This window comes from Bacteroidia bacterium, assembly GCA_039924845.1.
Classification (GTDB): domain Bacteria; phylum Bacteroidota; class Bacteroidia; order DATLTG01; family DATLTG01; genus DATLTG01.
Genome location: JBDTAC010000013.1, coordinates 1 through 14564, shown reverse-complemented (window position 1 = coordinate 14564; position 14564 = coordinate 1). Strand labels below are relative to the sequence as shown.

General features: G+C 35.7%; 14 protein-coding genes. 8 read left to right on the top strand and 6 right to left on the bottom strand.

Going from position 1 to position 14564, the window contains the following annotated elements; translation table 11 throughout:
- Nucleotides 1–6 precede the first annotated feature (6 nt).
- The 4 genes from ABIZ51_01680 to ABIZ51_01665 form a co-directional block, all read right to left on the bottom strand.
- Nucleotides 7–552, bottom strand: a complete 546-nt coding sequence (locus ABIZ51_01680) for a hypothetical protein (GenBank protein MEO7087484.1) — start codon at nucleotides 550–552, stop codon at nucleotides 7–9.
- 63 nt (nucleotides 553–615) lie between these two features.
- Nucleotides 616–963, bottom strand: coding sequence for an MGMT family protein (locus ABIZ51_01675; protein MEO7087483.1), 348 nt, complete (start codon nucleotides 961–963; stop codon nucleotides 616–618).
- Nucleotides 960–1646, bottom strand: a complete 687-nt coding sequence (gene trmB / locus ABIZ51_01670) for a tRNA (guanosine(46)-N7)-methyltransferase TrmB (GenBank protein ID MEO7087482.1) — start codon at nucleotides 1644–1646, stop codon at nucleotides 960–962. Before trmB ends, ABIZ51_01675 begins: the two co-directional genes overlap by 4 nt.
- Before the next feature lie 11 nt (nucleotides 1647–1657).
- A complete protein-coding gene (locus ABIZ51_01665) occupies nucleotides 1658–2359 on the bottom strand; it encodes an SDR family oxidoreductase (GenBank protein MEO7087481.1) in 702 nt (233 codons plus the stop codon).
- A 109-nt stretch (nucleotides 2360–2468) separates the two neighbouring features.
- Between ABIZ51_01665 and ABIZ51_01660 the strand changes: the two genes are divergently transcribed.
- On the top strand, nucleotides 2469–2606 hold the full coding sequence (locus tag ABIZ51_01660) for a hypothetical protein (GenBank protein ID MEO7087480.1): 138 nt from the start codon (nucleotides 2469–2471) through the stop codon (nucleotides 2604–2606).
- A 14-nt stretch (nucleotides 2607–2620) separates the two neighbouring features.
- Here ABIZ51_01660 and ABIZ51_01655 read toward each other — a convergent pair whose 3' ends face one another.
- The gene (locus ABIZ51_01655; GenBank protein MEO7087479.1) at nucleotides 2621–3610 is read right to left on the bottom strand and encodes an aspartate-semialdehyde dehydrogenase; all 990 of its coding nucleotides are present in this window, start codon (nucleotides 3608–3610) and stop codon (nucleotides 2621–2623) included.
- A gap of 114 nt (nucleotides 3611–3724) precedes the next feature.
- On the opposite strand from ABIZ51_01655, the gene ABIZ51_01650 reads away from it, so the two are divergent.
- The 6 genes from ABIZ51_01650 (at nucleotide 3725) to ABIZ51_01625 (ending at nucleotide 10348) form a co-directional block, all read left to right on the top strand.
- On the top strand, nucleotides 3725–5224 hold the full coding sequence (locus ABIZ51_01650; protein MEO7087478.1) for a lamin tail domain-containing protein: 1500 nt from the start codon (nucleotides 3725–3727) through the stop codon (nucleotides 5222–5224).
- Between the two features lie 5 nt (nucleotides 5225–5229).
- Complete coding sequence (locus ABIZ51_01645) at nucleotides 5230–5769, top strand: sigma-70 family RNA polymerase sigma factor (protein MEO7087477.1); 540 nt, start codon at nucleotides 5230–5232, stop codon at nucleotides 5767–5769.
- Nucleotides 5766–6464, top strand: coding sequence for a hypothetical protein (locus ABIZ51_01640; GenBank protein MEO7087476.1), 699 nt, complete (start codon nucleotides 5766–5768; stop codon nucleotides 6462–6464). The genes ABIZ51_01645 and ABIZ51_01640 overlap by 4 nt, the downstream gene beginning before the upstream one ends.
- A 91-nt stretch (nucleotides 6465–6555) precedes the next feature.
- On the top strand, nucleotides 6556–8364 hold the full coding sequence (gene uvrC, locus ABIZ51_01635) for an excinuclease ABC subunit UvrC (protein ID MEO7087475.1): 1809 nt from the start codon (nucleotides 6556–6558) through the stop codon (nucleotides 8362–8364).
- 107 nt (nucleotides 8365–8471) lie between these two features.
- On the top strand, nucleotides 8472–9152 hold the full coding sequence (locus ABIZ51_01630; protein MEO7087474.1) for a lysophospholipid acyltransferase family protein: 681 nt from the start codon (nucleotides 8472–8474) through the stop codon (nucleotides 9150–9152).
- 209 nt (nucleotides 9153–9361) lie between these two features.
- Nucleotides 9362–10348, top strand: coding sequence for a hypothetical protein (locus tag ABIZ51_01625; GenBank protein ID MEO7087473.1), 987 nt, complete (start codon nucleotides 9362–9364; stop codon nucleotides 10346–10348).
- A gap of 86 nt (nucleotides 10349–10434) precedes the next feature.
- Here the strand turns inward: ABIZ51_01625 and ABIZ51_01620 are convergent, their stop codons facing one another.
- Nucleotides 10435–11760, bottom strand: a complete 1326-nt coding sequence (locus tag ABIZ51_01620) for a PhoH family protein (protein ID MEO7087472.1) — start codon at nucleotides 11758–11760, stop codon at nucleotides 10435–10437.
- Nucleotides 11761–11962: 202 nt separating this feature from the next.
- Here ABIZ51_01620 and ABIZ51_01615 point away from each other — a divergent pair.
- The coding region (locus tag ABIZ51_01615) for a PKD domain-containing protein (protein MEO7087471.1) at nucleotides 11963–14564 on the top strand (2602 nt) is incomplete at its 3' end.

The following is a 14564-nucleotide window of genomic DNA, read 5'->3' as shown; positions in this document are numbered from 1 at the left end:
TAAATATTAAAGATTTTTTTGCTCCTGTTTTTGTGGCATTTCCTGAAAGGAGTCGATAATTTGTTGCAAATCATCTCCATATTTTTGCATTTTATCTGCCGTTGTCCACGTCAAAATTTGGTAAAAGGAAGTATTGGTTTCTATCACTGCTAATTTGTAGGAGACCATTCCGTCGTGCACTTTTCCGGTGATGGATGTTTCCATCATTTTCGCACCGTTTAATTGTTTGACAATCGGCGTTGAAATTGTTCCTTTCTGAACGCTATCCGTAAACGGTTGCTGAATAATATTTTGAAAATACGTTTTCAAATCGTAGTCCAAATTATATTTTTGCATGTCCTTTTTTGATTCCGTAATCACCACTAAATACACTTCTTTTTCCGTGTTATCGTATTGCAAAGAAGCTTGTGGAACCAAATCAGAAACGGGCGAAAAATATTCCGGAATTTTTATAGAATAACGACTGTTTACAAATACCGTATTAAAATTCGTTTGGTGCGAACATCCTAAAATAAAGGTTAAAAAAAGTGCTCCGAAAAAATATTTTTTCATCGATAAAAAAAATTTGTTTACTAATTTTTACGAAGATACATTTTTTGATAATTTGAATTTTAATCACAATGCCAATTCAATAGTCGGATCCCAAAAAACTTTTTGAAAATTTATTATTTGGTCTTTCGCAATTCTTATTCCTTCTTTTTCTAATAATTCTTGCATCGCAAAAGGCGTTTCAAAATGATTTTTTCCAGTCAACAATCCTATTCTATTAACCACACGATGTGCAGGAGCTTTCGGATTTTGCGCATGTGCTGCATTCATCGCCCAACCTACCATCCGCGCAGAACGTGCTGTTCCGAGATATTTAGCAATGGCGCCATAACTCGTTACGCGCCCTTTCGGGATGAGCCGTGCCACTTGATACACCATTTGAAAAAAATCGGGCTCCTGTTTTTTTTCGTTCATATTTGAAAATTTAAATAGCAAATTTTAAATCCTAACTCTGAAAATTTTTTTTCGTAAAACGTTTGAATTTCCGTCAATGCAGCGGTTTCTTTTTTCTCTTTTGAAAAAATATTTTTTTCAGCATACAAATCATGCGTAGAATTCACAATCGAAAAATTATTTTTTTGAGCCTGCTCTAATGTGTATTCATAAAACGGAGCATTGTCTGTTTTGAGATGAATAATACCTTTTGGTTTTAAAATTTTTTGGTAGCGATTTAAAAATAAATCCGACGTAAGTCTTTTCCGCTCGCGACTTTCCTGTGGCTGCGGATCTGGAAAGGTAATCCAAATTTCAGAAATTTCTTGTGCCTCAAAACACGATTCAATAAAATCAATTCGCGTGCGTAAAAAAGCCACGTTGTTCATTTTATTTTCGGCGGCTGTTTTCGCGCCGCGCCAAATCCGAGCGCCTTTAATATCTACACCGATAAAATTTTTTTCTGGGAAACGTTCCGCCAATCCCACCGAATATTCCCCTCTTCCGCAGCCCAACTCCAAAACAATCGGATGGTTGTTTTTAAAATAATCCGAATTCCATTTTCCCTTCAACGAAAAATTTTGCAGAGAATCTTCGTATCCGATGTGAAAAACATTTCCGAAAGTTTCTGTTTCCGCGAAGCGTTGCAATTTTCTTTTTGTCACGTTTCTTAATTTTAGATTCCGGGATGCAAAGGTTTGATTATTATTTCTTCCGCAAGTGCAGAAGGCGACATTTCCAGTGCATTTACAATCGCATTCGCCACATCTTTCGGCTGCACAAATTCGTCTGCCGGCGCGTTAAATCCATCCCACGACGCAGTGTTGGTAGAGCCCGGCAATACGGCGGTTACTTTTACGCCGAAACAACGCATATCTTCGCACAATACACGATTAAAACCAAGCAAAGCAAATTTAGAAATTGTATAGGCCGATGCGTCCACGCGCGGATGTTTGCTCAATACCGAACACATATTGAAAATATGTCCCTTTCCTGCTTTTTTCATTTCATCTGCGAAAGCGCGCGTAACATGGTAAGCGCTGTATAAATTAGAAGCGATACACGATTCTAAATTTCCGTCTGGCTCGTCGGTAGCGGTTCCTGTTTTGTAAATGCCAGCGTTATTAATCAATACATCCAAGGTTTTCCACTCTTTTTTCACGAGTATTTCCATCGCTTTTATTTCTTCTTTTTTGGAAAGATCGCAAGAAACGATAATGACTTTTCGTGTAGGCTCTTGCGAATTGAGCGCATATTTTAGTTCTTCCAAATCGTTTTCATTGCGCGCAATAAGTACCAAATCGTAGCCTTTTTTAGCCAAAGCAAAAGTAATTTCTCTGCCAATTCCTTTGGTAGCGCCTGTAATAAGTGCTTTCATCTCAATAATCGGATTAAATTATTTTTCACGAAAGTACGCATTTGAAAAATTATTTTTTCGGAAGTGTAAAAAAGAATATTTATTTTTGCTGAAATTAAATTTCGAAATCATGGAACAACACGCACATTCTCAAGAAAAAACACATTGCATCGATAACCTTACCGTATCTGATGGAGCGGGCGTATTCGCAATTATTTATGCCATTTTAGCGATGTCGTTTATCGCCTCTCTTTTTATTTGGGGATAAGAAATCGCCGTTTATTACAGCATTTTATGCTGTAATAAATATTCAGCAATTTGAACTGCATTAGTAGCTGCGCCTTTGCGTAAATTATCGGCTACAATCCATAAATTTAGTGATTTCGCGCAAGATTCATCTCTGCGAATTCGTCCCACAAAAACTTCGTCTCGATTGTGGGCATCTTTTGGCATCGGATAATGAAGTTTCCTTAAATCGTCCGCCAAAATAAGTCCGGGTGTTTCATTCATTATTTTTTTCACTTCGTTCACATCAAAATCATTTTCAAATTCGATGTTAACGGATTCGGAATGTCCGCCAATAACCGGAATCCGAACAGCAGTAGCTGTAACTTGAATGCTGTTATCGCCCAGTATTTTTTTGGTTTCGTGCACCATTTTCATTTCCTCTTTTGTATATCCGTTTTCCAAAAAAACATCAATGTGCGGCAACACATTCATATCAATTGTGTAGGGATATGCCATTTCGCCTTTCACGCCGTTACGCTCATTCATCATCTGATCTACTGCTTTTTTTCCTGTCCCGGTAACGGATTGATACGTGGAAACAACTACTCTTTTTATTTTGTATTTTTTATGCAATGGATTTAAAACCATTACCATTTGTATCGTCGAACAATTTGGATTGGCAATTATTTTATCCGTTAAAGTCAGTTCAGAAGCATTGATTTCAGGCACAATTAGCTTTTTGGTCACATCCATTCTCCAAGCCGAAGAATTGTCAATAACAGTTGTTCCAACGGCTGCAAATTTCGGCGCCCATTCCAAGGAAGTTGTTCCGCCTGCCGAGAATAGCGCCACATCCGGACGCATCGCAACCGCTTCTTCCATTCCAACAATCGTGTATGATTTACCCTTGAAAAAAATATTTTTTCCGATTGATTTTTCAGAGGCAACTGGAATAAATTCCGTTACTGGAAAATTTCTTTCTTCGAGAATTTTCATCATTACACCGCCTACAAGTCCTGTGGCGCCTACAACTGCTGTTTTCATACTTTAAAATGAATTTATGCGTTTTATTGTCGAGCGAAAATAATCTATTTATAAAAGCAATATCTAAATCCTATGAGAAAAATATTTTTTCTAAGCGCCTTTCTTTTTCCCTTGATGTCAGTTTCGCAAGTGGAAGATGATTTTTCAGATGGAAATTTTACCGAAAATCCTTCTTGGACTGGCGATTCACAAAATTTTACTGTCAATACTTCCAAGCAATTGCAATTAAATGCAGCGGGCGCAGGAACTTCGTATCTTTCTGTTCCTTGCGAGTTTTCTGGTGATTTGGAATGGAGTTTTTGGATAAAAATGTCATTTGCGCCTTCGGATAATAATTTAGCGAAAATTTATTTGGCTTCTGACAATGCGGATTTGAATGGTTTTTTGAATGGATATTTTATTCGCATGGGACAAAATGGCGCGAATGACGATATCGGACTTTGGAAACAAAACGGAACAAGTACGACGAAGATCATTAACGGCGTTCCTGGTCACTGTGCGAAAAGTTCGAATGTCATTCGTGTTAAAATTACGAAGAGTGAACAAGGCGATTGGGCTATTTATTCTGATACCTTGGGTGGAAAAAATTATTTTTCAGAAGGTTTTGGTTCGGACAATTCGCTCAATTTGGAAAATTTTTCTTTTTTCGGAATTTCTTGCAAATACACGAGTTCTAACGCGTCAAAATTTTATTTTGATGATTTTTATATAGGTCCAATTCGCTCGGATAGTATTGATAATTCAACCATTCCGACAAATTCGATTGATCCGAACGATGTGGTAATTAATGAAATTTTATCCGATCCTTTTCCCGGAGATGTTCATTTTGTTGAGATTTATAATCGTTCGCAAAAAATAATTGATTTAAAAGACTTGTTTTTAGGCTCTTTCGATAGCATTCACAATACCTTAAAATCGCCAAAAACAATTACGACAGATTCTAAGCTTTTATATCCTAAAAGATACGTTGCGTTAAGTATCAATACGGAGAAATTAAAAAATCGCTACAATTGCCTATTCCCGGACAATTTGATCCAAATGGCTTCCTTGCCGACGATGAACATTTCTTCCGGAACAATCGTTTTGGCGTCGTCTAACGGAACAATTATAGACCGGTTTTCGTACAAGTCTTCGATGCAATTTTCCTTATTAAATAGCACGAAAGGTATATCTCTGGAAAGACTTGATTTTAATCAGCCTACGCAGGATTTGAATAATTGGCATTCAGCCGCAGAAAGCGTTTTGTCCACTCCTGGATATCAAAATTCTCAATATCGCAAGACTGAAAATGGCACTGATGCGATTCAGATTAGTCCGGCAATTTTTTCGCCAGATGATGATGGAAATAACGATGTGTTAAGTATTCGTTATGCGTTTGAAAAGTCCGGATATGTTGGCACCTTTATCGTTTACGATGCGCAAGGCAGAACGATAAAATACCTTGCAAGAAATCAATTGTTGGCTACAGAAGGGGTTTTTTCTTGGGATGGAACGAATGAAAATCGAGAAAAAGCGCGTACTGGAATTTACGTAATTTATATAAGTGTTTTTAATACGAATGGAGATGTTAAACAATTTAAGAAAACCTGTGTTTTGGCCACAAAATTAAACTAATTCAAATGGATGAAGTGGAACTAATTCGAAATTGTATTCATCATAAAAAAGAAGCGCAACAAATCTTATTTGAGCGTTATTTTGGTAAAATGATGGGCGTGTGTTTGCGCTATTCCAAAGACATTCCGCAAGCACAAGAAATTTTAAACGATGGATTTTTTTCTGCTTTTCAAACCTTGAAAAAGTACAACTCGGAGATGTGTTTTGAAAATTGGTTGAAAGAAATAATGATTTCGGCAGCCGTCAAAAATTTACGAAACAACCGAAAAGAATATTTGATTGCAAGTACTGTAAATGCTGGAGATGTTAAAAAAAACAATGATGTATTAAGCGAAGCGAAATTGGAAACAATGGATACGGAAACTATATTGCATGCTTTACAGCAATTGCCACCAGCTTACAGGGTGTTGTACAATTTGGCGGTGATTGATGATATTTCTTTGAAAAATATTATGGAAAACTTGGATATGAGCGAAGAAACAGCGATTGCGAATATATCGAAAGCAAAATTTTATTTACAAAAAAATTTAAACGCATTTGTATGAAAAATCCGTACGAAAATTCCGATGCATTTATAAAAAGGACTTTGCTAAAATACGAAGTGGCTTACGATGAAATTTGTTGGGAAAAATTAGAATCTATTTTACCGAAACGCAGCACCAAAAAATCCTTTTTTAATACTGATTTTTTCAAGATAATTTTTGCTCAGAAAAAAAATATTGCAATCGGAGTCGGATCTGTTTTTGTGTTAAGCATTTTATTTTATTTCATTGCTTTTACTACTCCAAAAAATAATTTTTCAAAAAAAAGATCTTCCGCGATGATAATCGAATCCGCAAGTTTAGCGCCTGAAAAAAATAATTTTTCGAAACCCGAAAATCTTCCTCCAATAAAAAAAGAAATCTCAAAAAAGAATCCAATTTCTGTTTCAGGAAAACCTGTTTTACCAATAAAAATAGTGCTTCAAAAAAATAATTTTTCGACGTCTGTAAATCCTATCCTAGTAAAAAAAGAAATCTCAAAAAATAATTTTCCAGCAACCGCAAAAACAAATCCTCCAAAAAATAATTTTTCTTCAACAAAAAATCAATCACAATCTCAAAAACTAAAAACGGATTCTACTTCCGTAATCGCAAAATCCGGCAACGATGCCAATTTTGATTTCTCGAAAAGCGTTGAAAATAAAAGCGCTATGGAACCTTCTGCGCTACCAGATACCGTTGATTTTTCTAGAAAATAAAAAAGCGTTTCGGAAAATTATTTTTTTCGAAGGCGTAAATTTTACGCACAAAATTTATCCTTAACTTTGCGTAAAAGCTAGCCAACGTGCTATGACGGATATTTCTGAACACCTTGATTTAATTTTAAAATCCTTGCCCGATAATCCGGGCGTGTATCAATATTTTGATAAAGAAGAGAAAATAATTTACGTAGGAAAAGCCAAAAATTTAAAAAAAAGAGTTACCTCGTATTTCAATAAAGACAAGCATGAGAGCGGAAAAACGGCAGTACTTGTTCGTAAAATTTGCGATATTAAATACATTGTTGTTGATACGGAGTTAGATGCTTTGTTGCTCGAAAATAATCTCATTAAAAAGTACCAACCGCGTTACAATGTATTGCTAAAAGACGATAAAACGTATCCTTGGATTTGCATTAAAAACGAAACTTTTCCTCGAATTTTTTCTACTCGAAATGTGGTTAAAGATGGCTCCTCTTATTTTGGTCCGTATGCCTCTATAAAGTTGATGAATACTGTGCTTGACCTCATTCGACAATTGTATACGATACGTAATTGCAACCTTCAATTGTCAGAAGAAAATATTCAGAAAAAAAAATTTAAAGTGTGTTTGGAATTTCATTTGGGAAATTGCAAAGGGCCTTGCGAAGGTTTGGAAACAGAATCGGAATACAATCAAAGCATTCGTGAAATTAAAGATATTGTTCGCGGAAATATTCATTCTGTTACCCGCCAATTGAAGCAAATGATGCAGGATTACGCACAGCAATTTCAATTTGAAAAAGCTCAAATTCTGAAAGATAAAATTGAAATACTCGAAAAATATCAAAGCAAATCAACTATTGTTACACCCGATATCAACAATGTGGATGTTTTTTCGATTTTGACGGATGAAAAATCCGGGTATGTAAATTTCTTGAAAGTGTTTAATGGTGCGATTATCCAAGGACATACGATTGAATTGAAAAAAAAATTGGATGAATCGCCTGAAGAATTATTAGCGCTTGCGATTACCGAATTGCGTCAACGTTTTGAAAGCGATGCGAAAGAAATTATTGTTCCTTTCCCAATGGAAATGGGCATTCCGGAAGCTGTGTTTTTTGTTCCGCAACGCGGAGATAAAAAGAAATTACTTGATTTGTCAGAGCGAAATGTAAAATATTATCGACAAGAAAAAAATAGAAAAGAAGAGTTGCTGAATCCCGAAGCACGATATACAAGGATTTTAGAGCAAATGAAAAAAGATTTGCGCTTAACAGAATTACCTTTTCACATCGAATGTTTTGATAATTCAAACATTCAAGGAGCTTTTCCAGTGGCGGCAATGACGGTTTTTAAAAATGCCAAACCGAGTAAAAAAGATTATCGTCATTTTAATATAAAAACTGTGGAAGGTCCGAATGATTTTGCGTCGATGGAAGAAATCATTTTCAGGCGTTACAACCGTTTGATAGAAGAAGGGCAGAAATTGCCGCATTTGATTGTGATTGACGGCGGAAAAGGGCAATTGAGCGCGGCGGTGAAAAGTTTAGAAAAGCTTGATTTGATGGGTAAAGTAGGAATTATTAGTATCGCAAAAAGATTGGAAGAAATATATTATCCCGGTGATTCTTTGCCTTTGTATTTGGATAAAAAATCGGAAACATTGCGTATCATTCAACAAATTCGCGATGAAGCGCATCGCTTCGGAATCACCCATCATCGGAATAAAAGAGAGAAAAATTTAGTGCAAACAGAACTCACAAAAATTAAAGGAATTAGCGATAAAACAGCAGAAAAATTATTACGGGAATTGAAATCCGTAAAAAATATAAAAGAAACTTCACAAGCTATATTAGCTGATTTTGTTGGTATTTCGAAAGCAAAAATAATTTTTGATTATTTTAATGCTGTCGCGTAAGCAGAAAAAAATTAATTTTAACAACTCAAAAAAATAATTTTTCAATGCACTTTTTCTTTCGCGTATTTAAAACACTTTATGGCATTTACGGCTTTCTTCTTTTTATAGTGAGTTTTGTCATAATCATTCCTTGTTATTTTTTTGTTTTCACATTTGTTCCTAAAAAAGACGCGCCTTATTTAGGGCATAAAGTTTCTCGTTTTTGGGCAAAATTTGTTTATTTCTTTTTACTGATTCGCGTAAAAATTAGCGGAATGGAAAAAATAAATCCTTCCAAAACATACGTTTTTATTGGAAATCATCAATCGCAATTAGATGTCCCGATTTACGCACTTGCTTGTGAAAATACCGTTCGGTTTTTGGCAAAAGCAGAACTGACGAAAGTCCCTTTTTTGGGCTACATCATTAAAAAATTATACGTTTCTGTTGATCGCAATGATAGAAAAGATCGATCAAAAAGTATCGAAATAATGAAGCGAACACTGAACGAAAATATTTCTATTTTTCTTTGTCCAGAAGGAACTCGTAACCGCACGAAAGAACCTTTATTGGATTTTAAAGATGGTGCTTTTCGATTGGCGATAGATGCACAAATTCCGTTAGCAGTGCTCACCATTATTGATTCTAAAAAGCACCATTCACCGATGCGTCCCTTGGAATTACTGCCCGGAACCATTAAAGCGATTTGGGAAACACCCATCGAAACAAAAGGAATGACACAAGATGATTTGCCTGCGTTGAAAGAACAAGCGCGTCAATTGATGCTGAAAAATCTTTTGAAAAAATAATTTTTTGAAGCTCTTCTTTTCTTTCTCAAAAAACGTGTTTGAAAAATAATTTTTCAAGATATTTTCTAAAATATAAGCTCCTTTATTAACAAAATTTAGAGTTATTTTAGTCAAAAAATACACCCTCAGACGTGTATAGTTTAGACGAAACTTGATTTGCTTTTTAGTTTTAATTAAATTACATTTACAGAAACAAAAAATAAAACGCCATGAAAAATAAATTTATTTCTGAATTATGTGGATACCAAAAAATATTTTTTTGTACTGCAATTATTTCGTTATTCGTGATAAGTTCTTGTAAAAAAGATACACCCTCAAGTCCGACAGCATCAACAAGTTCGAGTACTTCCGATACTTACAGTTCGATGAAAGATTTTTTTGCAAAAAACGGAGTGCAAACTCAAACATATACTATTAATGCTACTGCGGGAGGAAGTTTTACAACTCCAAAAGGTACGATAGTAAATGTACCTGCGAATGTTTTTTATACACAAACAGGAACATTGGTAACAGGAAATGTAACAATTGAGTTCAAAGATATTTATACAAAAAGTGATATGCTTTTATCGGATATGCCGACAATGTCGAATAGTCATCCTTTAAAATCGGGAGGTGAATTTTTTATAAGAGCTAAGTCAGCAGGTGTTGCTGTTAAGTTAAGCGGCAGCAATCCAATAAATGTAGTGCAACCTTTAAATGGTTGGCCCATTGATACTGCGATGAGAAGCTTCGCTTCCACAACAGGTGATACCACAGGATGGTTTGTAGACACTACAATTAATACTGTATATAATAATCTTACTAATTATGTTTTTTCATTATATAACTTTAAATCTCCAATTGATTCGGGAAGTTGGTGTAATAGTGATAATTCTCAATATTTTTCTGCCTATACTCAAACATCGTTAACACTTGTAAATAATAGCTCGAATGTGCAAGGAGCTTATGTTTTTCTTCTTTTCACTAATTTGAATTCGATGGTGCATGTTTACGAAAGAAGCTCACAAAATTATCCTTATTTGTATGCTCCATTAGGGTTACAGTGTACAGCAGTGGCAGTTGCTTTGAATACAAGTGGTCAAGTATATAGCGCATTTGTACCTATTACAATTGGGAATAATCAAACAGTACATTTCACATTGAGTGCAACTACAACGGCTAATTTCAAATCGCAATTAGCTGCGCTTAATAATTAGAAATTTCGAAAAAATAATTTTTCGGATACAATTTTTAATTTCATTTTTGGGCTTCAAAAAATTAATTTTTTGAAGCCCTTCTTTTCTTATAAAAATTCGTTTGCTAAATTCGCTAATTCTGATCGCTCGCCTTTTTCGAGCGTGATATGCGCATAAATAGATTGATTTTTTATGCGATCAATTAAGTAGGAAAGTCCGTTACTTTGAGCATCTAAATACGGTGTGTCAATTTGAAAAATATCTCCAGTAAAAATAATTTTTGTGTTTTCTCCGGCACGCGTAATAATTGTTTTTACTTCGTGTGGCGTAAGATTTTGGGCTTCATCTACAATAAAAAAAATATTTGACAAACTTCTGCCACGAATGTAAGCGAGCGGACAAATGACCAATTTCTCATTTTCTACCATTTCGGTAATTTGTTTGTATTCTTTTTCCTTTTCGTTAAACTGATTTTTAATGTATTTGAGATTATCCCAAAGTGGCTCCATGTAAGGATTTAGCTTCGATTTAATATCACCTGGCAAATAACCAATGTCTTTATTACTAAGCGGAACGATGGGACGCGCTAAATATATTTGATGATAATTTCTTTTTTGTTCCAATGCGCCAGCCAATGATAACAAGGTTTTCCCAGTTCCTGCCACACCTTGAATGGTTACTAAACTAATCTTTGGATTTAAAATGGCGTCGAGCGCGAAAGCCTGTTCCGCATTACGCGGTTCGATGCCGAAAGCCGCAGCCTTATTCACTCTTTGTAAATTCCCATTAAGTGGATTGTAATACGCTAAAACAGATTTTTGTCCATTTTTTAAAATGTAATAATGATTGGAAAATGGTTTTGTTTTTTTGAGAATTGTTTCTGCTTTGCAAAAACCTTTTTCGTATATTTCAGTGATAGATTCCGCCGCTACTTTGTCGATTAACGTATTTCCAGTATATAATTCGTCTGCTTTTATTTTTCCAGTTTCGTAATCTTCCGCAATTAAATTCAGTGATTTTGCTTTGATACGTAAATTAATATCCTTCGTAACCAAAACTACTTTTCGGTCGGGATGTATTTCAGAAAGATACAATGCGGAATTTAAAATGCGATGATCGGCTTTCCGTTCGCCAAAAATTTTTTCTGCATCCAGCGAAGCGTGTTGGTGCATTTCGATTTTAAACATTCCTAGTCCTTTGCCATTGAGCTTTACCCAATCTTGCAAAGTGTTGTTTCCAGATATTTTGTCGATGTATCGGATAAATTCGCGCGCAGAATAATTTTTGGTATCGTTTCCCTTTTTGAAATTATCCAATTCTTCCAAAACGGTAATTGGAACGACGACGTCGTGCTCTTTAAAATTTTTTATCGCATTGTGATCATAAATAATGACCGAAGTATCGAGTACAAAAATTTTTTTTTCATTTGGCATATCGACAAAAATTAATATTTAAACGATAAAACTATAGAAACAAAAGAGGAGTTTAAAAACTTTTTTTTAAAGAAATCAACAAAATGTTGTTATCAATTTTTTTGTTTTTTAGGAACGCAAGAATCATTAAAAATTAATCGACTAAAAACTTGGATTCTAATTTTTCTTTTTCCATATTTGTCATAACCAAACATAATTACAGATGAAAAAAATATTTTTTACTCCTCTCTCAATCGCCTTGTTAATAAGCGGAACAACGTTTTCGCAAGGGATAAGGACGACCGGAAAAACAATTAGTCTTAATGATAATTGGTTGCAGGTAAAAAAAACGTCAGGAAATTTTTATGACATTCAAAAAGCATTTTACAGTGATCCTGATAATGCAAAGCTTCGCAAGGACGCAAAAGAAGAAGATGAAGAAAAAGACAATGCGGGTTGGGAATTATTTAAAAGGTGGGAATATTTTGCTGCGCCAAGGGTTTATCCTTCTGGAGATTTGTCTCAATTATCAAAAACGCACGCTAATTACCAATCTTATTTAAGTGCACAAAAATTAAAACCAATTTCTACTTTATCAACTTTATCTACAAATACATGGTCGTATTTAGGTCCTAATTCCGAACCGGCGGGCGGTGGCGTGGGTCGTGTAAATTGCGTAACCATTGACCCGACAAATCCGAGTAATTTATGGGTAGGTGCGCCAGATGGTGGAATTTGGAATTCAACAAATGGCGGTACTTCTTGGACAACAAATACCGATGCATTTACTGAGTTGGGGATTTCCGACATTGCTATTGATGCCACTAATACGCAAATTATGTTTGCTGCAACAGGAGACAAAGATGGTTACTATAGCGGATCTGCGCACACTACATCTTATGGTATTTTAAAATCAACAAATGGCGGTACAACTTGGACAAGTGTTTATTCCTTAACAATAAGTAATGGAGATATTGTATCTAGAATATTAATTGATCCGAGCAACGATCAAAATATTTATGCTGCTGGTAATTTTGGAATTATCAAATCCACCAACGGAGGAACTTCTTGGAGCTCCATTTACAGCGGAGGTGATGTTATTTTCTCGATGGAATTTAAACCGGGTACTTCTTCTACTTTATATGCAACCGGAACAAGTTTTCACATGAGTACCAATAGTGGTACAACTTGGACTACGGTAACATCTGGTTTACCAAACTCAGGTAGCTTAATTCGGATGTCTTTAGCAGTTACACCTGCAAATCCAGCTTATGTTTATGTAGCAGCAGCGGACGGAGGTAATTATTCCTTATATGGAGTATATCAATCTACAAACAGTGGTACTTCTTTTACAGCAAAGCACACCGAATCACAAAGCCCTTATTTATTAGGGTTCAATCAAGATGGAAGTGATGCAGGTGCGGGACAAGGCTTTTACACGTTGTCTATTGCAGCCAGTCCAACCAATGCCAATGAGATTATTGTTGGCGGTGTTAATGTGTGGAAATCTACCAATGGAGGCACATCATGGGGTGCAAATTGTATCGCTTATTGGGCGGCTTCTAACCCCTCAAGTGGATATGTTCACGCCGATATTCATAATATTACATACCTCAATGGAACAACTGTTTTTATAGGTTGTGATGGAGGAATTTTTACGACAACAAATGATGGTTCCACTTGGAACGATTTAAGCAATAATTTGCAAATCGGACAAATGTATGGATTAGGGATGTCCACTACCAATGCGAATAAGACTCTTTCTGGATGGCAAGACAATGGAACAAATTTAATGACATCTACTAGTAATTGGGGCGAATCTCTTTATGGAGACGGGATGAAATGCTTTATAGATTACAGTAATGACAATACTATGTATGGAGAACAATATCAAGGAAATTTCAATGTAACTACTAACGGAGGTGCTTCTTGGAATTCAATCGGTCCTCCTGCCTCTGAAAGTACAGCATGGGCTACCCCTTGGAAACAAGATCCAAACGTGACTAATACTATTTATGGAGGGATGACAAATTTGTATAAATCCACCAATCAGGGCGGCAGTTGGAATCAAATAGGAACTCAACCTGATGGATCTAATTATATAAACGAGTTTGCTATTGCTCCTTCAAATTCCAACGTTATTTATGTAGTGAAAAACACGGGTGTTTATAAAACAACAAATGGAGGTGGTTCTTGGGCAACCATTAACTCCGGATTGCCAACAGGCAGTGCAGCTGCGAGTTATGTAGCAATTTGTCCCACTAATGCAAACATTGCGTATGTTACGTTTTCTGGATATTCTTCTGGAAATAAAATTTTTGTAACAACAAATGGAGGTGCGTCTTGGACGAATTATTCTACTGGATTGCCTAACTTACCAGCCAATTGCATCACCTATCAGAAAAACGGCAAAGGAACAGTTTATGCAGGAATGGATGTAGGTGTTTATTATAGAGATAGCACATTGGGGTCTTGGCAACCTTATAATACGGGTTTGGCTAATGCGATTGTAACACAAATGGAAATCTACTATGGGACAGGAATGCTTAGAGCTGCGACTTTTGGACGCGGAATGTGGCAAATTCCTATTGTGAGTTATGCTGTTACAGTACCAACTGCTTCTTACACTGCAACAAGTTCTCCTGTATGTAAGGGATCTTCAATTACCTATACAAGCACATCCTCTGGCGGACCAACGAGCTATAGTTGGATATTCCAAAGCGGAACTCCTGGTACATCAAGCACTGCAAGTCAAGTTGTAACTTATAATACGGCAGGAACTTATACCGTTAGTTTAACAGCTACTAATTCGAATGGATCGAACA

Excerpts from the sequence above, each read along its gene's own strand:
- ABIZ51_01665 (MEO7087481.1), bottom strand. The coding sequence starts at position 2,359 with ATGAAAGCACTTATTACAGGCGCTACCAAAGGAATTGGCAGAGAAATT.
- ABIZ51_01625 (MEO7087473.1), top strand. The coding sequence starts at position 9,362 with ATGAAAAATAAATTTATTTCTGAATTATGTGGATACCAAAAAATATTT.
- ABIZ51_01660 (MEO7087480.1), top strand. The coding sequence starts at position 2,469 with ATGGAACAACACGCACATTCTCAAGAAAAAACACATTGCATCGATAAC.
- ABIZ51_01620 (MEO7087472.1), bottom strand. The coding sequence starts at position 11,760 with ATGCCAAATGAAAAAAAAATTTTTGTACTCGATACTTCGGTCATTATT.
- ABIZ51_01680 (MEO7087484.1), bottom strand. The coding sequence starts at position 552 with ATGAAAAAATATTTTTTCGGAGCACTTTTTTTAACCTTTATTTTAGGA.
- uvrC (MEO7087475.1), top strand. The coding sequence starts at position 6,556 with ATGACGGATATTTCTGAACACCTTGATTTAATTTTAAAATCCTTGCCC.
- ABIZ51_01645 (MEO7087477.1), top strand. The coding sequence starts at position 5,230 with ATGGATGAAGTGGAACTAATTCGAAATTGTATTCATCATAAAAAAGAA.
- ABIZ51_01655 (MEO7087479.1), bottom strand. The coding sequence starts at position 3,610 with ATGAAAACAGCAGTTGTAGGCGCCACAGGACTTGTAGGCGGTGTAATG.
- ABIZ51_01675 (MEO7087483.1), bottom strand. The coding sequence starts at position 963 with ATGAACGAAAAAAAACAGGAGCCCGATTTTTTTCAAATGGTGTATCAA.
- ABIZ51_01640 (MEO7087476.1), top strand. The coding sequence starts at position 5,766 with ATGAAAAATCCGTACGAAAATTCCGATGCATTTATAAAAAGGACTTTG.
- ABIZ51_01650 (MEO7087478.1), top strand. The coding sequence starts at position 3,725 with ATGTCAGTTTCGCAAGTGGAAGATGATTTTTCAGATGGAAATTTTACC.